Source organism: Streptomyces sp. NBC_00094 (genome assembly GCF_026343125.1).
Taxonomy (GTDB): Bacteria; Actinomycetota; Actinomycetes; order Streptomycetales; family Streptomycetaceae; genus Streptomyces.
The window spans coordinates 4,736,751-4,760,604 of record NZ_JAPEMB010000001.1 but is presented as its reverse complement, the minus strand read 5'-3'; the positions used below and the strand labels follow the sequence as shown (position 1 = coordinate 4,760,604).

At 70.9% G+C, this 23,854-nt stretch carries 19 protein-coding genes; 3 read left to right on the top strand and 16 right to left on the bottom strand.

Annotated elements, in window-relative coordinates; translation table 11 throughout:
* The first annotated feature begins 4 nt into the window (after nt 1-4).
* The gene (locus OG580_RS21070; RefSeq protein WP_267045232.1) at nt 5-1,510 is read left to right on the top strand and encodes a peptide MFS transporter; all 1,506 of its coding nucleotides are present in this window, start codon (nt 5-7) and stop codon (nt 1,508-1,510) included.
* A 15-nt stretch (nt 1,511-1,525) separates the two neighbouring features.
* Entirely contained in the window at nt 1,526-3,523 is a 1,998-nt protein-coding gene (locus tag OG580_RS21065; RefSeq protein ID WP_267045231.1) for a CocE/NonD family hydrolase, read from the top strand.
* A gap of 54 nt (nt 3,524-3,577) precedes the next feature.
* Here the strand turns inward: OG580_RS21065 and OG580_RS21060 are convergent, their stop codons facing one another.
* Nucleotides 3,578-4,939 (bottom strand): LPXTG cell wall anchor domain-containing protein, encoded by a 1,362-nt coding sequence (locus OG580_RS21060; protein ID WP_267045230.1) that lies wholly within the window; start codon nt 4,937-4,939, stop codon nt 3,578-3,580.
* A 291-nt stretch (nt 4,940-5,230) separates the two neighbouring features.
* On the opposite strand from OG580_RS21060, the gene fahA reads away from it, so the two are divergent.
* Entirely contained in the window at nt 5,231-6,457 is a 1,227-nt protein-coding gene (fahA, locus tag OG580_RS21055) for a fumarylacetoacetase (protein WP_267045229.1), read from the top strand.
* A 4-nt stretch (nt 6,458-6,461) separates the two neighbouring features.
* Here fahA and OG580_RS21050 read toward each other — a convergent pair whose 3' ends face one another.
* The 15 genes from OG580_RS21050 to OG580_RS20980 form a co-directional block, all read right to left on the bottom strand.
* Entirely contained in the window at nt 6,462-7,289 is an 828-nt protein-coding gene (locus OG580_RS21050) for a carbohydrate-binding protein (protein ID WP_267045228.1), read from the bottom strand.
* Between the two features lie 77 nt (nt 7,290-7,366).
* Nucleotides 7,367-8,302, bottom strand: coding sequence for an AraC family transcriptional regulator (locus OG580_RS21045; RefSeq protein WP_267045227.1), 936 nt, complete (start codon nt 8,300-8,302; stop codon nt 7,367-7,369).
* Between the two features lie 183 nt (nt 8,303-8,485).
* Nucleotides 8,486-10,138 carry an NADH-quinone oxidoreductase subunit NuoN gene (nuoN, locus tag OG580_RS21040; protein ID WP_267045226.1) on the bottom strand — a complete coding sequence of 551 codons (1,653 nt, stop codon included), beginning with the start codon at nt 10,136-10,138 and terminating at the stop codon, nt 8,486-8,488.
* Complete coding sequence (locus OG580_RS21035) at nt 10,135-11,715, bottom strand: NADH-quinone oxidoreductase subunit M (protein WP_267045225.1); 1,581 nt, start codon at nt 11,713-11,715, stop codon at nt 10,135-10,137. Before OG580_RS21035 ends, nuoN begins: the two co-directional genes overlap by 4 nt.
* A gap of 5 nt (nt 11,716-11,720) precedes the next feature.
* Nucleotides 11,721-13,616 carry an NADH-quinone oxidoreductase subunit L gene (gene nuoL / locus OG580_RS21030; RefSeq protein ID WP_267045224.1) on the bottom strand — a complete coding sequence of 632 codons (1,896 nt, stop codon included), beginning with the start codon at nt 13,614-13,616 and terminating at the stop codon, nt 11,721-11,723.
* Nucleotides 13,617-13,627: 11 nt separating this feature from the next.
* Nucleotides 13,628-13,927 carry an NADH-quinone oxidoreductase subunit NuoK gene (nuoK, locus tag OG580_RS21025; protein ID WP_189800457.1) on the bottom strand — a complete coding sequence of 100 codons (300 nt, stop codon included), beginning with the start codon at nt 13,925-13,927 and terminating at the stop codon, nt 13,628-13,630.
* Nucleotides 13,924-14,751, bottom strand: a complete 828-nt coding sequence (locus tag OG580_RS21020; RefSeq protein WP_267045223.1) for an NADH-quinone oxidoreductase subunit J — start codon at nt 14,749-14,751, stop codon at nt 13,924-13,926. The genes nuoK and OG580_RS21020 overlap by 4 nt, the downstream gene beginning before the upstream one ends.
* The gene (gene nuoI / locus OG580_RS21015; RefSeq protein ID WP_267045222.1) at nt 14,748-15,326 is read right to left on the bottom strand and encodes an NADH-quinone oxidoreductase subunit NuoI; all 579 of its coding nucleotides are present in this window, start codon (nt 15,324-15,326) and stop codon (nt 14,748-14,750) included. Before nuoI ends, OG580_RS21020 begins: the two co-directional genes overlap by 4 nt.
* Nucleotides 15,319-16,680: an NADH-quinone oxidoreductase subunit NuoH gene (gene nuoH / locus OG580_RS21010; protein ID WP_267045221.1), complete on the bottom strand. Its 1,362-nt coding sequence runs from the start codon at nt 16,678-16,680 to the stop codon at nt 15,319-15,321. The genes nuoI and nuoH overlap by 8 nt, the downstream gene beginning before the upstream one ends.
* Entirely contained in the window at nt 16,677-19,160 is a 2,484-nt protein-coding gene (locus tag OG580_RS21005) for an NADH-quinone oxidoreductase subunit G (RefSeq protein ID WP_267045220.1), read from the bottom strand. Before OG580_RS21005 ends, nuoH begins: the two co-directional genes overlap by 4 nt.
* Nucleotides 19,157-20,515 carry an NADH-quinone oxidoreductase subunit NuoF gene (gene nuoF, locus OG580_RS21000; protein WP_267045219.1) on the bottom strand — a complete coding sequence of 453 codons (1,359 nt, stop codon included), beginning with the start codon at nt 20,513-20,515 and terminating at the stop codon, nt 19,157-19,159. The genes OG580_RS21005 and nuoF overlap by 4 nt, the downstream gene beginning before the upstream one ends.
* The gene (nuoE, locus tag OG580_RS20995) at nt 20,515-21,255 is read right to left on the bottom strand and encodes an NADH-quinone oxidoreductase subunit NuoE (protein WP_267045218.1); all 741 of its coding nucleotides are present in this window, start codon (nt 21,253-21,255) and stop codon (nt 20,515-20,517) included. Before nuoE ends, nuoF begins: the two co-directional genes overlap by 1 nt.
* Nucleotides 21,252-22,574 carry an NADH-quinone oxidoreductase subunit D gene (locus OG580_RS20990; RefSeq protein WP_024756029.1) on the bottom strand — a complete coding sequence of 441 codons (1,323 nt, stop codon included), beginning with the start codon at nt 22,572-22,574 and terminating at the stop codon, nt 21,252-21,254. The genes nuoE and OG580_RS20990 overlap by 4 nt, the downstream gene beginning before the upstream one ends.
* Nucleotides 22,571-23,302: an NADH-quinone oxidoreductase subunit C gene (locus OG580_RS20985; protein WP_267045217.1), complete on the bottom strand. Its 732-nt coding sequence runs from the start codon at nt 23,300-23,302 to the stop codon at nt 22,571-22,573. The genes OG580_RS20990 and OG580_RS20985 overlap by 4 nt, the downstream gene beginning before the upstream one ends.
* On the bottom strand, nt 23,299-23,853 hold the full coding sequence (locus tag OG580_RS20980) for an NADH-quinone oxidoreductase subunit B family protein (protein ID WP_024756031.1): 555 nt from the start codon (nt 23,851-23,853) through the stop codon (nt 23,299-23,301). The genes OG580_RS20985 and OG580_RS20980 overlap by 4 nt, the downstream gene beginning before the upstream one ends.
* Nucleotide 23,854 lies beyond the last annotated feature (1 nt).

Here is a 23,854-nt window from a genome sequence, read left to right as displayed (position 1 = left end):
CGAATTGTCCCGAACGACGATCGACACGGATACGAACGGCGAGCAGCCACCCCCTGAGGACGACCACGCGTTCCTCGGACACCCCCGGGGTCTGCTGACCCTTTCGGGTCTGGAGGTCTGGGAGCGGTTCTCGTTCCTCGGCATGCAGGCGATCCTCGTCCTGTACTTCGCCGCGAGCGTCTCCGAGGGCGGCCTCGGCATGGCCTCGGGCACCGCCGCCTCGGTCTCCGCCGCCTACGGCACGCTGGTCTACCTCGTCTCGGTGGCCGGCGGCTGGCTCGCGGACCGCATCCTCGGCTCGTACCGCGCGGTCCTCTGGGGCGGCATCCTGATCGCCTGCGGCCACTACGCCATGGCGGTGCCGACCGCCGCCATGACCTGGGTGGGCCTCGGCCTGATCAGCGCCGGCACGGGCCTCCTGAAGCCGAACGTGGCGACCATGGTCGGCAAGCTGTACCGGACGGACGACGACCGCCGTGACGCCGGTTTCGCGCTCTACTACATGGCGATCAACATCGGCGCCTTCGCCGGCCCGCTGATCACCGGCTGGCTCGCCGACCACAAGGGCTACCACTGGGGCTTCTCGGCCGCCGCGATCGGCATGACCTTCGGCCTGATCCAGTACGTGGCGGGCCGCCGTCACCTGGCCGGGCGCAAGCACGCCGCCGAGTTCCCGCTCGCCCCGGACGCCATGCGCCGGGCGGTCCGGCTGATCGTCGTCGGCACGGTCGCGGTGGCCCTCGCCGCCGTGGGGCTCGCCCTCGCGGGCTGGCTGACCATGGACCGGTTCGTGGACCTGCTGACCCTGGTCTCGGTGATCGCGCCGGTCGTCTACTTCTGGGTGATGTTCACCAGCCCCCGGGTCACGGCCGAGGAGCGCGGCCGCCTCAAGCCGTACATCGTGCTCTTCCTGGCCTCGGTGGCGTTCAACTTCATCCTCTTCCAGGCGTACTCGACGATGATGCTGCTGGCCTCAACCAACGCCCGCACGACCATCCTCGGCTTCGACTTCCCGGCCAGCTGGTACGCCTCCGCCCTCGGCGCCTTCGAGGTCCTCCTCGCCCCCGTGGTGGCCGCCGCCTGGGCCCGGATGGGCCCGAAGCAGCCGCACGCCTCCAACAAGATCGCCTTCGGCGTGATCCTGGGCGGCCTCTCCTTCCTCCTGATGGTCCTGCCGACCTCCGGGCACGCCGACGACACGTACCAGATGGCCGCCTGGTGGATCGTCGGCTCCTATCTGCTCCTCGGCCTCGGCGACGTCCTCCTGGAGACCTCCGGGATGTCCGCCACCAGCAAGCTCGCCCCGAAGGCCTTCTCCAGCCAGACGATGTCGCTCTGGTTCCTGTCCCTCGCGCTCGCCAACGGCATCCAGGCCCAGACCGTGAAGCTCTACGACGACATCTCCAAGCCGGTCTACTTCGGCGTCAACGGCGCCGTGGCCGTCGCCGTCGGCCTCGCCGTGATCGCCCTGGCGCCCTGGCTGCGCCGCACCATGCACCCCGTCCACTAGGGAGCCCTGTCCGCGATGAAGATCCGCACCGACTTCCCGTACGAGACCCGGAACGAGGACGTCCGCATCCCGCTGCCGGACGGCACGCAGCTGTACGCCCGGATCTGGCGCCCGGTCACCGACGAGCCCGTGCCGGCCCTCCTGGAGTACCTGCCGTACCGCCTCACCGACTGGACCGCGCCCCGCGACTGGCAGCGCCACCCCTGGTACGCGGGCCACGGCTACGCCTCCGTACGGGTCGACGTCCGCGGCCACGGCAACAGCGACGGCCTCCCGGGCGACGAGTACGACGCCGTCGAGCTCGCCGACGGCGTGGCCGTCGTGAACTGGCTCGCCGAGCAGCCCTGGTGCACGGGGAAGGTCGGCATGTTCGGCATCTCCTGGGGCGGCTTCAACGCGCTCCAGATCGCCGCCCTCGCCCCCGAACCGCTCAAGGCGATCGTCACCGTCTGCTCCACCGACGACCGGTACGACAACGACGTCCACTACATGGGCGGCTCGGTCCTCGGCGTCGACATGCACGCCTGGGCGGCCACCATGCTCGCCTTCGTCAGCCGGCCGCCCGACCCGCAGTACGTGGGAGAGGAGTGGCGCGAGCGGTGGCTGAAGCGCCTGGAGGCCGTGGACCCGCTCATCCACACCTGGCTCGCCCACCAGACCCGTGACGCGTACTGGCAGCACGGCAGCGTCTGCGAGGACTACTCCGCCATCGGGGCCGCCGTCCTCGCCGTCGGCGGCTGGCACGACCCGTACCGGGACACCGTCCTGCGGCTCGCCGAGCACCTCCCCCAGGACCGGGTGCGCGGCATCATCGGCCCCTGGTCCCACCAGTACCCGGACCGCGGGCTGCCGCCCGGCCCCGCGATCGGCTTCCTCCAGGAGACCCTGCGCTGGTGGGACCACCACCTCAAGGGCGTCGAGAACGACGTGATGGCCGAGCCGCTGCTCCGCTCCTGGATCAGCGAGTCGCACCCGCCGGCCACCGTGTACGAGGAGCTGCCGGGCCGCTGGGTCACGGACCCCTCCTGGCCCTCCCCGAACGTCACCCCCGTCACGTACGCCTTCCAGGGCGCACCCGTCGTGGTCGAATCGCCGCAGCAGACCGGCATCGACGCGGGCCGGTTCTTCCCCTTCGGCAACGACGCCGACCTGCCGCCGGACCAGCGCGACGAGGACGCCCACTCGGCCTGCTTCGACTTCCCCGTCCCCGAGGACGGCGGCCCCATCGAGATCCTCGGCCGGCCGTCCGTGAGCCTCGCCCTGCGCGCGGCCGCCCCCACCGGGCAGGTCGTCGCCCGGCTCTGTGACATCGCCCCGGACGGCTCCTCGACCCTCGTCACGCGCGGCGCGCTGAACTTCTCCGCCCGCTACGGCCGCGACCGGGCCGTGGAGGCGCAGGTCGGCGAGTGGGAGAGCTTCGTCTTCGAGCTGAACGGCATCGGGCACACCTTCCCGCCCGGCCACCGGGTGCGGCTCGCGGTCTCCTCCGCGTACTGGCCGTGGATCTGGCCGCAGCCGGACGCGGCGGGCTTCACGCTCGACCCGGCGGGCTCCTCCCTCACCCTGCCGGTCCGCCGGCACACGGAGGACGCCGTCGAGTGGGAGGAGCCGGAGCAGTCCGAGCCGCTGGGCGTCGCCTACCCGCGGACCCTGGAGGAGCCGCGCCCCGAGCGGGTCGTGGTGAGGGACGTGGCGAAGGGCGAATGGAAGCTGGAGGTCGATCCGAAGTACGGCGGCACCCGGGTGTACCCGGACGGCCTGGAGTTCACCGAGGACGCCGTGGAGACGTACACGATCGACGAGGGCGACCCGCTGTCCGCGCGGACCCGCTCCGAGTGGTCGATCCGGCTGCACCGGCCCGAGCTCGCCTGGGACGTCACGGTCGACACGCGCTCGGAGATCTCCTGCGACGCGGACGCCTTCCACACGTCGAACGAGGTGGTGTGCAAGGAGGGAGGCGAGATCGTCTTCCACCGCACGTGGGAGAAGCGGATCCCGCGCACGGCGGGCTGAGGACGCGCGAAGGCGCCCGTACCCGGCCGGGGGTACGGGCGCCTTCGCCGTGACCTACGCGTTCGCGCCGGCCTTGCGACGGCGGGCGACGACCAGCGCGCCGGCGCCGAGGACGACGGCTCCGGCGGCGGCGAGGCCGAGCGGCAGGGTGTCGTTCGCGCCGGTGGCGGCGAGGGTGCCGTTGTTCACCGGGGTGTTCGACGAGCCGCCCTGCTGGGTGGTGTGGGTGTTCCCCGTGGTGACGGACGGCGCCGGGGTGGGCGTCGTGGTCGACGGGGACGGCGCCGGGGTGGACGTCGACGGGGACGGCTTCGGCTTGTCGTCCTTGGCCGCGAGGATGTCGAAGTACGCGGTCGCGACGTCCTCGCCCATGCCGCAGTCCTCGTCGTCGTTGGTCTCGTACGCGCCGCCCGCGAAGGCCATGCCCTCGCCGGCGGGGGCGTCCGCGTCGACCGTGAGACGCAGCTTCACGTCGGCGGAGCCGCCCTTGACCAGGGTGCCGATCTCGACGGGGCCGACCTCCTCGGAGAGCTCCGTCCACTCCAGGTTGTCGGCGGAGGACCACTCGACCTGGATGAGGTGGCTCTCCCAGTCCGTCTCCTCGTCGATGATCTCGTCGGGCCCCGGAAGCTGGAGGGCGCTGGCGTAGGCCTCGACCGCGCCCAGGGCCTGGTCGGACGTGTTGGTGACACGCATCGAGAAGACGGCGCTGGTACCGGCGGTGATCGTCTTCGGGCCGCTCAGCGCGACCGTGAGGGAGGGGTCCTCCTCCTCGCAGATCTCACCGCCGCCCTCGAACTCCTCCAGGGCGTCCTCGGCGTCGGCGAGCTCCTGCTCGGCCTTCTCCAGCTTGGTGTCGATGCGCGAGAGCTGCCGGAAGAGCTCCACGTTGGCGTCGTCGTACGCCTCGTCGGCGGCGTCCCGCCGCTCCTGGGCGGACTCCTGGGCGGCGACCGCGGCCTCGACGACCTTCTCCGCGTCCTCGACGGCCTTCGCGGCGGCGTCCTTGTCCGCCTGGGTGGCGGTCTCGGGCAGCGCCGCCAGGGCGTCCTTCGCGTCGGCCAGCTTCTCGTCGGCGGCCGTCTTGGCCGCCTTGGCCGCGGCGAGGGCCGCCTTCGCCTCGGTCAGCTCGGTCGCCACGGCCTCGCCGACGTCCTTGGCTTCGATCTTCTTCTCGACGGCGTCACGCTCGGCGTTGAGCGCCTCGATCTTCTCCTCCGCCGCGGCGACGGCGGCGAGGAGCTTCTCGTACTCGGCGAAGTCATCGCCGTCCGGGTCGTCGTTCCCGGCGGTGTCCTGGACGGTCTGGCCCGGGACGGTCGGGGTGTCGGCGAACGCCGGCGCGGCGGAGAGGAACACGGCCGGGGTGGTCACGGCGGCGGCCACGGCGGTGGCGAGAATGCGTCGGATCTTCACAATGCGGACCTTTTCCTGGTCAGGGAGAGGCGAGAGAGAACGGTGGGACGTGCCTCCGCGGGGACTTCACGCGGGCGCGACGCCACGGCGATCGTAGGGCTCGGGAGAGCCTCTTCGGGAGCCCTGTTTCCGCGGCCCGGGACGGCCCTCCGACAGATCTTGGCCACATAGCGCCTGAATACGGACAGTTGCCCACGGAGGCCGCACTTTCTCTGTGATCCATGTCATCAGCGCCCGGCGACCCGCCCCGTAACGTGTCCCCCACACACGTGGAAAGCGAGGCACGCACAGATGTCCGAGCACAGCCCGCTCGACCTGGCCGAGGGCGATCCCTTCGGCCCGCACAACCTCCCGTACGGCGTCTTCTCCACCGCCGACGAGCCCGGGCGGCGCCGGCTCGGCGTCCGGATCGGCGGGCACGTACTGGACGCGGGAGCCGCGGCGCACGCGCTCGGCTCGCCCTACGCGGCGCTGCTCGCGCAGCCCGGCCTGAACCCGCTGCTCGCGGCCGGGCGGACCGCCTGGCGCGATGTGCGCCGGGCGCTCACGGCCTGGGTGACGGTGCCGGCGCACCGCGCGGACATCGAGCCGCTGCTGTACCCGCTGGACGAGGTGACGCTGCACCTGCCGTACGAGGTCGCGGACTACGTCGACTTCTACGCGAGCGAGCACCACGCGACGAACGTGGGCCGGATCTTCCGCCCGGACGGCGACGCGCTCACCCCCAACTGGAAGCACCTGCCGATCGGTTACCACGGTCGCGCGGGCACGGTCGTGGTCTCCGGCACCGATGTCGTACGCCCCTCCGGGCAGCGCAAGGCGCCGGCGGACGCGGCCCCGGTCTTCGGTCCCTCCGTGAAGCTGGACATCGAGGCGGAGGTCGGCTTCCTCGTCGGTACCCCGTCCGAGCTGGGCCGGCCGGTCGCGCTCGGCGACTTCCGGGAGCACGTCTTCGGTCTGACGCTGCTCAACGACTGGTCGGCGCGGGACGTGCAGGCCTGGGAGTACGTGCCGCTCGGCCCGTTCCTCGGCAAGTCGTTCCAGACCTCGGTCTCGGCGTGGGTGACGCCCCTGGAGGCGCTGGACGCGGCCCGTACCGCCCCGCCCGCGCGGGACTTCCCGCTGCTTCCGTACCTGGACGACGCGGCCGAGGAGGAGCCGGGCGGCTTCGACGTGCGGATCACCGTGGAGATCAACGGCGAGGTCGTGGCCGAGCCGCCGTTCTCCACCATGTACTGGACGGCCGCCCAGCAGCTCGCCCATATGACGGTGAACGGCGCCTCGCTGCGCACGGGTGACCTGTACGGCTCCGGGACGGTGTCCGGGCCCGAGGTGAACCAGCGCGGCTCGCTGCTGGAACTCACCTGGAACGGCCGGGACGCGCTCGACCTCGCCGGTGGCAAGCGGACGTTCCTGGAGGACGGCGACGAGGTCGTGCTGACGGCCTGGGCGCCGGGCCCGGACGGGACCCGGGTGGCGCTCGGCGAGGTCCGGGGCCGGATCGCTCCGTCGGCCTGAGCCCTCAGCGGGCCTTCCACAGCGCGGGGACGTTCGGCGGCTCCCAGCCGGCCTGGGCCGTGTGTGCCTGGAGGCACACATAGCCCGGGCCGCCGTACGTGACGGCGTCCCCTGCCCGGTAGGCGGTCCCGGCGGCCCAGGTGCCGCCGGGAGAACCCGTGGACGTCGCCGTGGGGGTCGGGCTCGGGCCCGGGTCCTGCGGCACGTTCAGGACGAAGTCGAAGACGCCCTCGCGGGCGCCGCCGGCGTCCCGCACGGTCATGAGCAGCCGCGGGTCGAAGATCGTGTCGGTGGCGTTGCGGGGTTCGCCGGGGAAGTACAGCTGGGTGGTGAGCACGGGCCGGCCGGGGGCCTGGAGCTTGACGTGGAGGTGGCGGGTGCGGCCGGGGTAGAGGCCGGGCACGATCGTCGTGAGCGTGAAGGCGCCCTGCGCGTCGGTGAATTGGTGCCCGCGGAAGCGGAAGCCGGTGTTGTCGTAGGCGCCGTTGGTGTCGGCCTGCCAGAAGTCGAGCAGGACACCCGCTATCGGCCGGCAGGCGAGTCCGAAGACGTAACCGCTGACGGTCAGCCGCACACCGGCCGTGCCGGACTCCAACAGGCTCGTCCGCAGCGGTGAGTTGGGCTTGAAGTACGGCCCCTCGGTCTGCGGCGGGGTCGGGTCGTCGCCGTCGTCGCACTCCGGGGTGAGCGCGGGCGCCGCCTCGCCCGTGGTGAGGGTACGGGCGAGCGCCGGGACGCCCATGAGCACCGCGGGTGCGGCCATGCCGGCGGCGAGCGCGGCGCGCAGCACCGCCTTGCGGGTGACGTGCCCGGTACTGGTCTCGTGGTCCATTGCCTGCTCCTCGTGCCGGGATGGCTGGGCGGCGCCCGACCCCGATCCGCCGGACACCTCCTGGGGTCGCAACGAACCTAGGCGGGCACGCCGTCGCCTTCGAGGGACGGAACACGGCGGTCGTGGTGTTTTCGGAAGTCCCCCGGGCTACGTCCCGTCTCGCGGCGGAAGAAGCGGCAGAAGTACGCGGGGTCGTCGAAGCCGACCCGGTCGGCGACCTGACGGATCGACAGCTCCGTTCCCACGAGGAGTCGTTGGGCCTCGCGGGTGCGGGCCTCGCGGAGCAGCGCGCCGGGGGTGCGGCCGGTTGCGGCCCGTACGGCCTCGGTGAGGTGGCCGGGGGTGACCCCGATCCGCCCGGCGCACTCCCGTACGGACCGGGCCGCCGCCCACCGGTCCGCGCCGGCACGGGCGACGAGCCGGGCGAACTCCTCGGCGACGGCACCCGCCCGGCCGGCCGGCGGCTCGACGGCGCCGGGCAGCCGCGCCGTACGGACGAGGAGGACCCGCAACAGGGAGCGCAGGACGGTCGCGAAGCCGGCGGCCCCGTGCCCGTACTCCTCGGCGAGTTCGGCCATCAGGCGGGCGGTACGGGCGTGGGTGGGCGCGTCGAGGGTGAGCCAGGGGCGCTCGCCGAGGCGGCGCAGCAGCTCGCGGTCGCCGGGGTGGTCGAGGAGGAAGTCCTCGGTGAAGAGGACGACGGTGCCGTCGAGGTCCCGGACGTCCTCCCAGTGGTGGACCTGTCCGGGCACGATCACGGCGAGATGGGGCGGGCGCAGCTCCCAGCGGGCCAGGTCGACGACGTGGGTGCCGGTCCCGGCGGTCACGTGCACGACCTCGTAGAAGGTGTGGCGGTGCGGGAAGGCGGCCCTGGAGAGGGGGCCGACGGCGTCGAAGGTCCCGGCGGCGAACGGCACCTCGTCGGGCAGGCGCACCTCCAGGCGGTGGACGGGTGGGTCGCCCGCCCGGGGGGCGGCGCAGGGAGTGCCCGGTAAGACGGTCGTGCCGCGCATCGTGGCCCTCTCTCCCGGTGATTGGTACAGACCATTCGGGGGTTTCCACGATGCCACGGGCACCTCCGATGCGTCACCCCCTCCTGCGGGCCTTCGCCGCTGCGACCCGAGGGTGAAGCTCCCCCGACCACACGCGAGGGGCCCGGCTCGAAGCGAGCCGGGCCCCTCCCTGCGCGGTGACGCCTACCGGACGAAGACGCTCGCCTGGTTCGCCAGGTCCAGGAAGTACTGCGGCGCGACGCCGAGCACCAGCGTGACGACCACGCCCGCCGTGATGGTGAGCGTCGTCAGCGCCGAGGGCACGGCGACCGTGGGGCCGTCCGCCTTCGGCTCGCTGAAGAACATCAGCACGATCACCCGGATGTAGAAGAAGGCGGCGATCGCCGAGGAGAGCACGCCGACCACGACGAGCGCGCCCGCGCCGCCGTCCGCCGCCGCCTTGAAGACCGCGAACTTCCCGGAGAAGCCGGAGGTCAGCGGGATGCCGGCGAAGGCGAGCAGGAAGACCGCGAAGACCGCCGCGACGAGCGGCGAACGACGCCCGAGACCGGCCCACTTGGACAGGTGGGTGGCCTCGCCGCCCGCGTCCCGGACCAGGGTGACGACGGCGAACGCACCGATCGTCACGAAGGAGTACGCCCCCAGGTAGAAGAGGACGGACGAGACGCCCTCGGGGGTGGCGGCGATGACACCGGCCAGCAGGAACCCGGCGTGCGCGATGGACGAGTAGGCCAGGAGCCGCTTGATGTCGGTCTGGGTGATGGCGACGATCGCACCGCCCAGCATGGTGACGATCGCGACGCCCCACATGACCGGCCGCCAGTCCCAGGTGAGGCCCGGCAGCACCACGTACAGCAGGCGGAGCAGCGCGCCGAACGCGGCGACCTTGGTCGCGGCGGCCATGAAGCCGGTGACCGGGGTCGGGGCGCCCTGGTAGACGTCCGGGGTCCACATGTGGAACGGCACGGCGCCGACCTTGAAGAGGAGCCCCGCGAGGACCAGGGCGAAGCCGATGAGCAGCAGGGCGTCGTTGCCCATGGTGTCGGCGAGCGCCGGGTCGACGGAGACGACCGCGCCGTCGACGACCCGGGCGATCGTCGCGTACGAGACGGAGCCCGCGTAGCCGTAGAGCAGGGCGATCCCGAAGAGCAGGAAGGCCGAGGAGAAGGCGCCGAGCAGGAAGTACTTGACGGCCGCCTCCTGCGACATCAGCCGCTTGCGGCGGGCGACGGCGCAGAGCAGGTACAGCGGGAGGGAGAAGACCTCCAGGGCGACGAAGAGCGTCAGGAGGTCGTTGGCCGCGGGGAAGACCAGCATGCCGGCGATCGCGAAGAGCGCGAGCGGGAAGACCTCGGTGGTGGTGAAGCCGGCCTTGACGGCCGCCCTCTCCTGCTCGCTGCCGGGGACCGCGGCGGCCTCGGCGGCGAAGGAGTCGACCTTGTGGCCGTGGTCGGCCGGGTCGAGCCTGCGCTCGGCGAAGGTGAAGATCGCGACGATCGAGGCGAGGAGAATGGTGCCCTGGAGGAAGAGGGCGGGCCCGTCGACGGCGATCGCACCCATGGCCGCGATCTGCGCCTTGGTCGTGCCGTAGCCGCCGGCCGCCAGGCCGACGACGGCGGCGAAGGCGGCGGCGAGACCGAGGACGGAGAGGAAGACCTGGCCCAGGTAGCGACCCTTGCGGGGCACGAAGGCCTCGACGAGGACGCTGAGGATCGCCGCGGTGAGCACGATGAGTACGGGCGAGAGCTGCGCGTACTCGATGTGCGGTGCCGGGATCTTGTTCAGCGGCTCGACCGCCGCTGTCGTCCACAGGCTGTGGACAGCCGTTGTACTCACTGGGCGGCCTCCACGTTGGGCACGGTGGGCTGGGGGTCCTTCTGCTGGACGTCGGACATGGTGTGCTCCACCGCCGGGTTGACGACGTCCGTCAACGGCTTCGGGAAGACACCGAGGAAGATCAGGACGGCGATCAGCGGGACGACCACCGCCAGTTCACGCACCCGCAGGTCCGGCAGCCCCCGCACCTCCTCCTTCACCGGTCCGGTCATCGTCCGCTGGTACAGGACGAGGACGTAGAGCGCGGCGAGGACGATGCCGGTGGTGGCGATGATGCCGGCCACCGGGTACCGGGCGTAGGTGCCGACCAGGACCAGGAACTCGCTGACGAACGGGGCGAGTCCGGGCAGCGACAGGGTCGCGAGGCCGCCGATCAGGAAGGTGCCGGCGAGCACCGGGGCGACCTTCTGCACACCGCCGTAGTCGGCGATGAGCCGCGAGCCGCGCCGGGAGATCAGGAAGCCGGCGACGAGCATCAGCGCGGCCGTCGAGATGCCGTGGTTGACCATGTAGAGCGTGGCACCGGACTGGCCCTGGGTGGTCATCGCGAAGATGCCCAGGATGATGAAGCCGAAGTGCGAGATCGACGCGTAGGCGACGAGTCGCTTGATGTCCCGCTGGCCGACGGCGAGCAGCGCCCCGTACACGATGCTGATGAGGGCGAGCACGATGATCGCCGGGGTGGCCCACTTCGAGGCCTCGGGGAAGAGCCCGAGGCAGAAGCGGAGCATCGCGAAGGTGCCGACCTTGTCGACGACGGCGGTGATGAGGACGGCGACCGGGGCGGTCGCCTCCCCCATCGCGTTCGGCAGCCACGTGTGCAGCGGCCAGAGCGGCGCCTTCACCGCGAAGGCGAAGAAGAAGCCGAGGAAGAGCAGCCGCTCGGTGTTGGTCGCCATCTCCAGCGAGCCGTTGGCCCTGGCCTCGGCGATCTCGGTGAGCGAGAAGTTCCCCGCGACCACGTAGAGCCCGATGACCGCGGCCAGCATGATGAGGCCGCCGACCAGGTTGTAGAGCAGGAACTTGACCGCCGCGTACGAGCGCTGGGCCGCCGCGTTCTCGTCGGAGCCCGCGTGCGCCCGGTCGCCGAAGCCGCCGATGAGGAAGTACATCGGGATGAGCATGGCTTCGAACAGGACGTAGAAGAGGAAGACGTCGGTGGCCTCGAAGGAGAGGATCACCATCGCCTCGACCATGAGGATCAGGGCGAAGAAGCCCTGGGTCGGACGCCAGCGCGAGGAGTGCGTCTCCAGGGGGTCGGCGTCGTGCCAGCCCGCCAGGACGATGAAGGGGATCAGCAGCGCGGTGAGCGCGATGAGCGCCACCCCGATGCCGTCCACGCCGAGTTCGTAGCGGACCCCGAAGTCCTTGATCCAGGCGTGGGACTCGGTCAGCTGGTACCGCTCGCCGCCGGGCTCGAACCGTACGAAGACGACGGCGGCGAGCACCAGCGTGGCGAGCGAGACGAGCAGCGCCAGCCACTTGGCGGCGGTGCGACGGGCGGCGGGGACGGCGGCGGTGAGGATCGCACCGACCGCCGGCACCGCTGCCGTCAGCGTAAGGAGCGGGAAGGACATGGGAGTTACACCGCCCTCATCAGCAGGGTCGCGGCGATCAGCACCGCAGTACCTCCGAACATGGAGACCGCGTACGTGCGGGCGTAGCCGTTCTGGAGCTTGCGCAGTCGGCCGGAGAGTCCGCCGACCGACGCCGCGGTGCCGTTGACGACGCCGTCGACCAGGGAGTGGTCGACGTAGACGAGCGAGCGGGTGAGGTGCGTGCCGCCCGTGACGAAGACGGCGTGGTTGAAGTCGTCCTGGAGCAGGTCGCGGCGGGCGGCCCGGGTGAGGAGCGAGCCGCGCGGGGCGACCACCGGGACGGGCCTGCGCCCGTACTGGAGGTAGGCGACGCCGACGCCGATCACCATGACGGCGACGGTGGCGGTGGTGACGGCCGCGGCGCTGATCGGCGGGTGGCCGTGCTCGAAGCCGGTGACGGGCTCCAGCCAGCTCACGAACCGGTCGCCGATGCTGAAGAACCCGCCCGCGAAGACCGAGCCGACGGCCAGCAGGATCATCGGGATCGTCATGGACCTGGGCGACTCGTGCGGGTGCGGGTCGTTCCCCTCCGCGTCGGGCTGCCAGCGCTTCTCGCCGAAGAAGGTCATCAGCATCACGCGGGTCATGTAGTACGCGGTGATGGCCGCGCCGAGGAGGGTGACCGCGCCGAGGATCCAGCCCTCGGTGCCGCCCTTCGCGAAGGCCGCCTCGATGATCTTGTCCTTGGAGAAGAAGCCGGACAGACCGGGGAAGCCGATGATCGCGAGGTAGCCGAGACCGAAGGTCACGAAGGTGACCGGCATGTACTTCCGCAGGCCGCCGTACCTCCGCATGTCGACCTCGTCGTTCATGCCGTGCATGACCGAACCCGCGCCGAGGAAGAGCCCGGCCTTGAAGAAGCCGTGCGTCACCAGGTGCATGATCGCGAAGACGTATCCGATGGGGCCGAGACCGGCCGCCAGGATCATGTAGCCGATCTGCGACATCGTCGAACCGGCGAGCGCCTTCTTGATGTCGTCCTTGGCGCAACCGACGATCGCACCGAAGAGGAGCGTGACCCCGCCGACGACGGTGACGACGAGCTGCGCGTCCGGCGCCGCGTTGAAGATGTCGGCGGAGCGGACGATCAGGTAGACGCCGGCGGTCACCATCGTGGCCGCGTGGATGAGGGCCGAGACCGGGGTCGGGCCCTCCATCGCGTCCCCGAGCCAGGACTGCAGCGGCACCTGGGCCGACTTGCCGCAGGCCGCGAGGAGCAGCATCAGACCGATCGCGGTCGCCGTGCCCTCGGAGGCCTGGCCGGTCGCCGCCAGGACCGGCCCGAAGGCGAAGGTCCCGAAGGTGGTGAACATGATCATGATGGCGATCGACAGGCCCATGTCGCCGACCCGGTTGACCAGGAAGGCCTTCTTCGCGGCGGTCGCCGCGCTGGGCTTGTGCTGCCAGAACCCGATCAGGAGGTACGAGGCGAGGCCGACGCCCTCCCAGCCGAAGTACAGGAGCAGGTAGTTGTCGGCGAGGACCAGCAGGAGCATCGCCGCGACGAACAGGTTGAGGTAGCCGAAGAACCGGCGGCGGCGCTCGTCGTGCTCCATGTAACCGATGGAGTACACGTGGATGAGCGTGCCGACCCCGCTGATCAGCAGGACGAAGGTCATCGACAGCTGGTCGAGCTGGAAGGCGAAGTCCGCCTGGAAGCCCTCCACCGGGATCCAGGTGAACAGCCGCTGGTGCAGCGCCCGGTCGTCGGCGCTCTTGCCGAGCATGTCGGCGAAGAGCGCCAGGCCGATGGCGAAGGAGACGGCCGCGAGCAGGGTGCCGAGCCAGTGCCCGGTCTTGTCGAGCCGCCGTCCGCCGCAGAGCAGGACAGCCGCGCCGAGCAAGGGTGCCCCGACGAGCAGCGCAATGAGATTTTCCACGGGTCAGCCCCTCACAGCTTCATCAGGCTGGCGTCGTCGACCGAGGCCGAGTGGCGGGCACGGAAGACGGACACGATGATCGCGAGCCCGACGACGACCTCCGCGGCGGCGACGACCATCGTGAAGAACGCGATGATCTGGCCGTCGAGGTTGCCGTGCATGCGGGAGAAGGTGACGAACGCGAGGTTGCAGGCGTTGAGCATCAGCTCCACGCACATGAAGACCACGATCGCGTTGCGCCGGATCAGCACCCCCACCGCACCGATGGTGAACAACAGGGCGGCGAGGTACAGGTAGTTGACGGGGTTCACCGGGTGGCCTCCTCTTCGTCCCGGTCGCGGCCGAGCCGCTCCTCGGAGCGCTGCTCCAGGGCCTTGAGGTCGGCCAGCGCCTCGCTGGACACGTCCCGGATCTGGCCCCGCTTGCGCAGGGTCTGCATGACGGTGAGCTCCGACGGGGTGCCGTCGGGCAGCAGACCGGCGACGTCCACCGCGTTGTGCCGGGCGTAGACGCCGGGCGCGGGCAGCGGCGGCAGGTGCACGCCCTCGCGGACGCGCTGCTCGGCGAGCTCGCGCTGGGTGCGGGCCCGGTCGGTGCGCTCGCGGTGGGTGAGCACCATCGCGCCGACGGCGGCGGTGATGAGGAGCGCGCCGGTGATCTCGAAGGCGAAGACGTACTTGGTGAAGATGAGGGCGGCGAGGCCCTCGACGTTCCCGCCGTGCGCCGAGTTGGCCGCACCGAGGCCGTTGAACTCGGTGAGCGAGGCCTGGCCGATGCCGGCGACCAGCAGGACGCCGAAGCCGAGGCCGCAGGCCGCGGCCCACCAACGCTGCCCCTTGATGGTCTCCTTCAGCGAGTCCGCGGCCGTGACACCGACCAGCATGACGATGAAGAGGAAGAGCATCATGATCGCGCCGGTGTAGACGACGATCTGGACGATGCCGAGGAAGTACGCGCCGTTGGCGAGGTAGAAGACCGCCAGGACGATCATCGTGCCGGCCAGCGACAGCGCGCTGTGCATGGCCTTCCTCATCAGGATCGTGGCGAGGGCGCCGACGACGGCGACGGTGCCGAGGACCCAGAACTGGAAGGCCTCACCCGAGGATGTGGCGTAGGCCGCGAGGTTCGCGCTCATGCGTCCGCCCCCTCCGGCTCGCCCTTCTCGCCCTTGGAGACGGCCACCTGCGGGACGGTCCCCGGCGCGGCCTCGGTGACCAGACCCTGGTAGTAGTCCTGCTCGGTCATGCCGGGGAAGATCGCGTGCGGGGTGTCGACCATGGTGTCCTCAAGGCCCGCGAGCAGCTGCTCCTTGGTGTAGATCAGGTTCTCGCGGGAGGAGTCGGCCAGTTCGAACTCGTTGGTCATCGTCAGCGCGCGCGTGGGGCAGGCCTCGATGCACAGCCCGCAGAGGATGCAGCGGGCGTAGTTGATCTGGTAGACGCGGCCGTACCGCTCGCCGGGCGAGTAGCGCTCCTCGTCCGTGTTGTCCGCGCCTTCGACGTAGATCGCGTCGGCGGGACAGGCCCAGGCGCACAGCTCGCAGCCGACGCACTTCTCCAAGCCGTCGGGGTGACGGTTGAGCTGGTGCCGACCGTGGAAGCGGGGCGCCGTCGTCTTCGGCTGCTCCGGGTACTGCTCGGTCAGCCGCTTCTTGAACATGGCCTTGAAGGTCACGCCGAAGCCGGCCACCGGATTCTGGAAGTCAGACACCGTCCGTCTCCTTTCGCTCACTCGCCGCGGCGGCGTCGGAGGCGCCACTGACGACGAGGTCCTTGTCGTGCCGCGGCCTGCGCCGCGGCACGGGCGGCAGGGACTGTCCGGGCTTGGGCGGTACGGGGAAGCCGCCGGCCATCGGGTCGAAGGCGCGCGCGCTTTCGGGGGCCTCGGCCTCGGCCCTCGCCTTCCTGTCGCGGAACGCGTCGAAGACGAAGGAGAGCAGCAGCAGTCCGAGGACGGCCCCCGCCACGTACAGGACGATGTTGCTGAAGGCGATGTTCTCGTTCCGCAGCGCCCGGACGGTGGCGACGAGCATGAGCCAGACCACGGAGACCGGGATGAGGACCTTCCACCCGAGCTTCATCAACTGGTCGTAGCGGACGCGGGGCAGGGTGCCGCGGAGCCAGATGAAGAAGAAGAGGAGCAGCTGCACCTTGAGGACGAACCAGAGCATCGGCCACCAGCCGTGGTTCGCGCCCTCCCAGAAGGTGGAGACCGGGTACGGGGCCCGCCAGCCGCCCAGGAAGAGCGTCACCGACACGGCCGAGACCGTCACCATGTTCACGTACTCGGCGAGCATGAACATCGCGAACTTGATGGACGAGTACTCGGTGTTGAAGCCGCCGACGAGGTCGCCCTCGGACTCCGGCATGTCGAAGGGGGCGCGGTTGGTCTCGCCGACCATCGTGACGATGTAGATGATGAACGAGACCGGCAGCAGGATGACGAACCAGCGGTCCGCCTGCGCCTCGACGATCGCCGAGGTCGACATCGACCCGGAGTAGAGGAAGACGGAGGCGAAGGCCGCGCCCATGGCGATCTCGTACGAGATCATCTGCGCGCAGGACCGCAGGCCGCCGAGGAGCGGGTACGTGGAGCCGGAGGACCAGCCCGCGAGGACGATGCCGTAGATGCCGACGGAGGCGACCGCGAGGACGTACAGCATCGCGATCGGCAGGTCGGTGAGCTGCATCGCCGTGCGGTGGCCGAAGATCGACACCTCGTTGCCGGCGGGGCCGAAGGGGATCACGGCGATCGCCATGAACGCCGGGATCGCGGCGATGATCGGGGCGAGGACGTAGACGACCTTGTCGGCCTTCTTGACGATCAGGTCCTCTTTCAGCATCAGCTTGATGCCGTCCGCGAGGGACTGGAGCATGCCCCAGGGGCCGTGCCGGTTGGGGCCGATGCGCAGCTGCATCCAGGCGACGACCTTGCGCTCCCACACGATGGAGAAGAGCACGGTGACCATCAGGAAGGCGAAGCAGAAGACGGCCTTGATCAGGACGAGCCACCAGGGGTCCGTGCCGAACATGGACAGGTCTTCGGCGGCGAGGAGGGTGTTCATGCCTGGACCTCCGTCGTGGTGGCCGCGCCGATGCGGACCAGGTCGCCGGGGTGGGCGCCGGTGGCGGAGTAGACGCCGCCGCCGGTCGAGTTCAGCGGGAGCCAGACCACGCGGTCGGGCATCTCGGTGACCTGGAGGGGGAAGGTGACGGAGCCGGCGGGGCCGGTCACTTCGAGCGTGTCGCCGTCCTTGACGCCGGTGTCGGCCGCGGTGGCCGCCGACAGCCGGGCGACCGCCGCGTGGCGGGTGCCGGCCAGGGCGGTGTCGCCTTCCTGGAGGCGGCCGAGGTCGAGGAGGAGGCGGTGTCCGGCGAGGACGGCCTCCCCTTCGCCGGCCCGGGGCGCGGCCTGGCCGGGCTCGACGGGCTCGGAGGCCCGCTCCTCGGTCCAGCGGCCGAGCCGGTCGATCTCCCGGCGTACGGACCGCAGGTCGGGCAGGGCCAGGTGGGCGTCCATGGCGTCGGCGAGCATGTGGAGCACGCGCGCGTCGGTCGGGGCCAGCGGCCTGGTCATCTGCTCGGGCTTGAGCGCGGCCTCGAACAGCCGGGCCCTGCCCTCCCAGTTGAGGAAGGTGCCGGGCTTCTCGGCGACGGCGGCGACCGGCAGGATCACGTCGGCACGGTCGGTGACCTCGCCCGGCCGCAGTTCGAGCGAGACCACGAAGGCCTCGTCGAGCGCCGCACGCGCGCGTGCCGGGTCGGGCAGGTCGGCGACGTCGACGCCGGCGACGAGCAGCGCGCCCAGTTCACCGGTGGCGGCGGCCTCCAGGATCTGGCCGGTGTCGCGGCCGTAGCGGTGCGGGAGTTCGCGGACGCCCCAGGCGGCGGCGACCTCCTCCCGCGCGCGCGGGTCGGTCGCGGGCCGGCCGCCGGGCAGCAGCGTCGGGATCGCGCCCGCCTCCACCGCTCCGCGCTCGCCGGCGCGGCGCGGGATCCAGACGAGCCGGGCACCGGTGGCAGCCGCGGTCCGCAGGACGGCGGTCAGCGCGCCGGGCACGCCCGCGAGGCGCTCGCCGACGGCGATGACGGAGCCTTCCCTGCGGAGGGCCTCGGCGGCGGCGGGTCCGTCGCCTTCGAGGCCGACCCGGGAGGTGAGGGCGTCGAGCCACTCGGTCTCGGTGCCGGGGGCGGCGGGCAGCAGGGTGCCGCCCGACTTCTCCAGGCCGCGGGTCGCGAAGGCGGCGATCGCGTACGTCCTCTGGCCGTGCTTGCGCCAGGCCTTGCGGAGCCGCAGGAAGACGCCGGGGGCCTCCTCCTCGGACTCCAGGCCGACGAGGAGCACCGCCGGGGCGGCTTCGAGCGAGGTGTACGTGACACCTTGGCCGTCCAGGTCGCGGCCGCGTCCGGCGACGGCGGAGGCAAGGAAGTCGGCCTCCTCGCCGGAGTGGACCCGGGCCCGGAAGTCGACGTCGTTGGTGTCGAGGGCGACCCGGGCGAACTTCGCGTACGCGTAGGAGTCCTCGACGGTCAGCCGGCCGCCGGCGAGGACGCCGGTGCGGCCGCGGACGAGACCGCGGGCGGCGGCCTCCAGGGCCTCGGGCCAGGACGCCGCTTCGAGCTCACCGGTCTCGGGGTTGCGGACGAGCGGGGTGGTGAGCCGGTCGCGCTGCTGCGCGTACCGGAAGCCGAAGCGGCCCTTGTCGCAGATCCACTCCTCGTTGACCTCGGGGTCCTCGGCGGCGAGCCGCCGCATGACCTTGCCGCGCCGGTGGTCGGTGCGGGTGGCGCAGCCGCCGGCGCAGTGCTCGCAGACCGACGGCGAGGAGACCAGGTCGAAGGGGCGGGAGCGGAAGCGGTAGGCGGCCGAGGTGAGGGCGCCGACCGGGCAGATCTGGATGGTGTTGCCGGAGAAGTACGACTCGAAGGGGTCGCCCTCGCCGGTGCCGACCTGCTGGAGCGCGCCGCGCTCGATCAGCTCGATCATCGGGTCGCCCGCGACCTGGTTGGAGAAGCGGGTGCAGCGGGCGCACAGGACGCACCGCTCGCGGTCCAGCAGCACCTGGGTGGAGATCGGTACGGGCTTCTCGTAGGTCCGCTTGACGCCTTCGAAGCGGGACTCGGACTGCCCGTGGGACATGGCCTGGTTCTGCAGGGGGCACTCGCCGCCCTTGTCGCAGACCGGGCAGTCCAGCGGGTGGTTGATGAGCAGCAGCTCCATCACGCCGTGCTGGGCCTTCTCGGCGACCGGGCTGGTCAGCTGCGACTTCACCACCATGCCGTCGGTGCAGGTGATGGTGCAGGAGGCCATGGGCTTGCGCTGCCCCTCGACCTCGACGATGCACTGGCGACAGGCGCCGGCGGGGTCGAGGAGCGGGTGGTCGCAGAAGCGCGGGATCTCGATGCCGAGCTGTTCGGCGGCGCGGATGACCAGCGTCCCCTTGGGGACGGAGATCTCGATGCCGTCGATGGTCAGCGTGACGAGGTCCTGGGGCGGGAGCGCCGCCTCGCCGCCCCCGGAGGGGGCAGACGTGGTGACTGTCATGCGTTCACCTCCGTGTGGTCTGCGCGCCGGTCGGCCCAGACGGTCGACCTGGCGGGGTCGAAGGGGCAGCCCTTGCCCGTGATGTGCTGCTCGTACTCCGCGCGGAAGTACTTCAGCGAGGAGAAGATCGGCGAGGCGGCGCCGTCGCCGAGGGCGCAGAACGACTTGCCGTTGATGTTGTCGGCGATGTCGTTGAGCTTGTCGAGGTCGGCCATGACGCCCTTGCCGGCCTCGATGTCACGGAGCAACTGGACCAGCCAGTACGTCCCTTCGCGGCACGGGGTGCACTTGCCGCAGGACTCGTGGGCGTAGAACTCGGTCCAGCGGGTGACGGCCCGGACGACGCAGGTCGTCTCGTCGAAGCACTGGAGGGCCTTGGTGCCGAGCATGGATCCGGCGGCGCCGACGCCCTCGTAGTCGAGGGGCACGTCGAGGTGCTCCTCGGTGAACATGGGGGTGGAGGAGCCGCCGGGGGTCCAGAACTTGAGCCGGTGGCCCGGCCTCATGCCGCCGCTCATGTCGAGGAGCTGGCGCAGGGTGATGCCGAGGGGCGCCTCGTACTGGCCCGGCGAGACGACGTGCCCGCTGAGCGAGTAGAGCGTGAAGCCCGGGGACTTCTCGCTGCCCATCGAGGTGAACCACTCCTTGCCCCGGTTGAGGATCGCGGGAACGGACGCGATGGACTCGACGTTGTTCACCACAGTGGGGCAGGCGTACAGACCGGCGACCGCGGGGAAGGGGGGGCGCAGCCGGGGCTGGCCGCGACGCCCTTCGAGCGAGTCGAGCAGGGCGGTCTCCTCGCCGCAGATGTACGCGCCGGCGCCGGCGTGCACGGTGAGTTCGAGGTCGAGTCCGCTGCCGAGGACGTTCTTGCCGAGGTAGCCGGCCGCGTAGGCCTCCCGGACGGCCTCGTGGAGGCGGCGGAGCACGGGGACGACCTCGCCGCGCAGGTAGATGAAGGCGTGGTTCGAGCGGATCGCGTAGCAGGCGATCACGATGCCCTCGATGAGGGAGTGCGGGTTGGCGAAGAGGAGGGGGATGTCCTTGCAGGTGCCGGGCTCGGACTCGTCGGCGTTGACGACGAGGTAGTGCGGCTTGCCGTCGCCCTGCGGGATGAACTGCCACTTCATGCCGGTGGGGAAGCCGGCGCCGCCGCGACCGCGGAGCCCGGATTCCTTGACGTACGCGATGAGGTCGTCGGGGCTCATCCCGAGGGCCCGCTTGAGGCCCTGGTATCCCTCGTGCCGCTCGTAGGTCTCCAGGGTCCAGGAGTCGGGCTGGTCCCAGAAGGCGGAGAGGACGGGGGCGAGAAGCTTCTCGGGGCTGCTGTTGTCGATCTCGGCCGCCAAGGTCATCACTCCCCCTCCTGACGGGTTGCCTCACCGCGCGGGTGAACGATTCGGTGGTGCGGCGCCTCGCCCTTGGAGAGGCGCAGGCCGACGAGAGAGGCCGGGCCGGCTCCGCCGGTGGCCTCGACGGCGCCGGGGCGCTCGTCGGGGAAGCCCGCGAGGATGCGGGCGGTCTCCTTGAAGGTGCAGAGGGGGGCGCCACGCGTGGGTTCGACGGTCCGTCCGGCCCGCAGGTCGTCCACCATCCTCTTGGCGGACTCCGGGGTCTGGTTGTCGAAGAACTCCCAGTTGACCATCACGACGGGCGCGAAGTCGCAGGCCGCGTTGCACTCGATGTGTTCGAGCGTGATCTTGCCGTCCTCGGTCGTCTCGTCGTTGCCGACGCCGAGGTGGGACTTGAGCTCCTCGAAGATGGCGTCGCCGCCCATGACCGCGCAGAGCGTGTTCGTACAGACACCGACCTGGTAGTCGCCGGAGGGCTTGCGCCGGTACATCGTGTAGAAGGTGGCGACGGCGGTGACCTCGGCGGTGGTCAGGCCGAGGAGTTCGGCGCAGAACCGCATGCCGGTACGGGTCACGTGGCCCTCCTCCGACTGCACGAGGTGCAGCATCGGCAGGAGCGCGGAGCGGGAGTCCGGGTAGCGGGCGATGATCGCCTTCGCGTCGTCGGTCAGGCGCGCGTGGACCTCGGCCGGGTACTCGGGGGCGGGAAGTTGAGGCATCCCGAGGCTTACGTTCTCCGTCATCGGTCGACGCCTCCCATGACCGGGTCGATGGAGGCTACGGCGACGATGACATCGGCGACCTGGCCGCCCTCGCACATCGCGGCCATGGCCTGGAGGTTGGTGAAGGACGGGTCGCGGAAGTGGACCCGGAAGGGACGCGTGCCGCCGTCGGAGACGACGTGCACGCCGAGCTCGCCCTTGGGCGACTCGACGGCCGCGTAGGCCTGCCCGGCGGGGACCCGGAAGCCCTCGGTGACCAGCTTGAAGTGGTGGATCAGGGCCTCCATGGAGGTGCCCATGATCTTCTTGATGTGGTCGAGGGAGTTGCCGAGGCCGTCGGGGCCGAGCGCGAGCTGCGCGGGCCAGGCGATCTTCTTGTCGCCGACCATGACCGGGCCCGGTGCGAGCCGGTCGAGGCACTGCTCGACGATCCGCAGCGACTGTCGCATCTCCTCCAGGCGGACGAGGAAGCGTCCGTAGGAGTCGCAGGTGTCGGCGGTCGGGACGTCGAACTCGTAGTTCTCGTAGCCGCAGTACGGGTCGGTCTTGCGCAGGTCGTGCGGGAGGCCGGCGGAGCGCAGGATCGGGCCGGTGGCGCCGAGGGCCATGCAGCCGGTCAGGTCGAGGTAGCCGACGTCCTGCATGCGGGCCTTGAAGATGGGGTTGCCGGTGGCGAGCTTGTCGTACTCCGGCAGGTTCTTCTTCATGGTCTTCACGAACTCGCGGACGGCGTCGACGGCGCCGGGCGGCAGGTCCTGGGCGAGGCCGCCGGGGCGGATGAACGCGTGGTTCATGCGCAGGCCGGTGATCAGCTCGTACAGGTCCAGGATCATCTCGCGGTCCCGGAAGCCGTAGATCATGATCGTGGTGGCGCCGAGCTCCATGCCGCCGGTGGCGATGCACACCAGGTGGGAGGAGAGCCGGTTGAGCTCCATGAGCAGGACGCGGATGATGCTCGCCCGGTCCGGGATCTGATCGGTGATGCCGAGGAGCTTCTCCACGCCGAGGCAGTACGCCGTCTCGTTGTAGAACGAGGTGAGGTAGTCCATGCGCGTGACGAAGGTGGTGCCCTGCGTCCAGGTCCGGTATTCGAGGTTCTTCTCGATGCCGGTGTGGAGGTAGCCGATGCCGCAGCGGGCCTCGGTGACGGTCTCGCCGTCGATCTCCAGGATGAGGCGGAGCACGCCGTGGGTGGACGGGTGCTGCGGGCCCATGTTGACGATGATGCGCTCGTCGTCGGCCTTGGCGGCGGACTGGACGACCTCTTCCCAGTCGCCGCCGGTCACCGTGTAGACGGCGCCTTCTGTCGTCTCGCGGGGAGACGCGTGGGAAGTGCTCACGAGTACGACCTCCGCTGGTCCGGAGCCGGGATCTGGGCGCCCTTGTACTCGATGGCGATGCCACCGAGGGGGTAGTCCTTGCGCTGCGGGTGGCCCTGCCAGTCGTCCGGCATCATGATCCGGGTGAGGGCGGGGTGGCCGTCGAAGACGATGCCGAAGAAGTCGTACGTCTCGCGCTCGTGCCAGTCGTTCGTCGGGTAGACGGCGACGAGGGACGGGATGCGCGGGTCGGCGTCGGGCGCCGAGACCTCCAGGCGGATCAGCCTGCCGTGGGTGAGCGAGCGCAGGTGGTAGACGGCGTGCAGCTCGCGGCCCTTGTCGCCCGGGTAGTGGACGCCGGAGACGCCGGTGCAGAGCTCGAAGCGGAGCGCCGGGTCGTCGCGGAGGGTCCGGGCGACCCGGACGAGGTGCTCGCGCTCGATGTGGAACGTGAGCTCGTCGCGGTCGACGACGGTCCTCTCGATGGCGTTGTCGGGGAGCAGTCCCTGCTCCTCCAGCGCGCCTTCGAGTTCGTCGGCGACCTCGTCGAACCAGCCGCCGTACGGGCGGTTGGCCGGGCCGGGGAGGCGGACCGAGCGGACGAGGCCGCTGTATCCGGACGTGTCGCCGCCGTTGTTCGCGCCGAACATGCCACGCTGGAGGCGTACCTCCTCGCCGTGCTCCCCGCGCTGGCCGGGCAGGTTCTGCTCGCTCAGCTCCCTCTCGGGGTTGGGTGTCTCGTCACTCACCGGAGCAGACCCTTCAATTCGATGGTCGGCAGCGCCTTGAGCGCCGCCTCCTCCGCCTCGCGCGCCGCCTCCTCGGCGTTCACGCCGAGCTTGGAGGTCTGGATCTTCTGGTGGAGCTTGAGAATCGCGTCGAGGAGCATCTCCGGCCGCGGCGGGCAGCCGGGCAGGTAGATGTCGACGGGCACGATGTGGTCGACGCCCTGCACGATCGCGTAGTTGTTGAACATGCCGCCCGAGGAGGCGCAGACGCCCATGGAGATGACCCACTTGGGGTTGGGCATCTGGTCGTAGACCTGCCGCAGGACGGGCGCCATCTTCTGGCTGACGCGGCCGGCGACGATCATGAGGTCGGCCTGGCGCGGTGAGCCGCGGAAGACCTCCATGCCGAAGCGGGCCAGGTCGTACCGGCCGGCGCCGGTGGTCATCATCTCGATGGCGCAGCAGGCGAGGCCGAAGGTCGCGGGGAACACGGACGCCTTGCGCACCCAGCCCGCGGCCTGTTCGACCGTCGTCAGCAGAAAGCCGCTCGGGAGTTTCTCTTCGAGTCCCATA

Excerpts from the sequence above, each read along its gene's own strand:
- OG580_RS21065 (WP_267045231.1), top strand. The coding sequence starts at position 1,526 with ATGAAGATCCGCACCGACTTCCCGTACGAGACCCGGAACGAGGACGTC.
- fahA (WP_267045229.1), top strand. The coding sequence starts at position 5,231 with ATGTCCGAGCACAGCCCGCTCGACCTGGCCGAGGGCGATCCCTTCGGC.
- OG580_RS21050 (WP_267045228.1), bottom strand. The coding sequence starts at position 7,289 with ATGGACCACGAGACCAGTACCGGGCACGTCACCCGCAAGGCGGTGCTG.
- OG580_RS21045 (WP_267045227.1), bottom strand. The coding sequence starts at position 8,302 with ATGCGCGGCACGACCGTCTTACCGGGCACTCCCTGCGCCGCCCCCCGG.
- OG580_RS21035 (WP_267045225.1), bottom strand. The coding sequence starts at position 11,715 with ATGTCCTTCCCGCTCCTTACGCTGACGGCAGCGGTGCCGGCGGTCGGT.
- OG580_RS21020 (WP_267045223.1), bottom strand. The coding sequence starts at position 14,751 with ATGAGCGCGAACCTCGCGGCCTACGCCACATCCTCGGGTGAGGCCTTC.
- nuoH (WP_267045221.1), bottom strand. The coding sequence starts at position 16,680 with ATGAACACCCTCCTCGCCGCCGAAGACCTGTCCATGTTCGGCACGGAC.
- OG580_RS21005 (WP_267045220.1), bottom strand. The coding sequence starts at position 19,160 with ATGACAGTCACCACGTCTGCCCCCTCCGGGGGCGGCGAGGCGGCGCTC.
- nuoF (WP_267045219.1), bottom strand. The coding sequence starts at position 20,515 with ATGACCTTGGCGGCCGAGATCGACAACAGCAGCCCCGAGAAGCTTCTC.
- nuoE (WP_267045218.1), bottom strand. The coding sequence starts at position 21,255 with ATGACGGAGAACGTAAGCCTCGGGATGCCTCAACTTCCCGCCCCCGAG.
- OG580_RS20980 (WP_024756031.1), bottom strand. The coding sequence starts at position 23,853 with ATGGGACTCGAAGAGAAACTCCCGAGCGGCTTTCTGCTGACGACGGTC.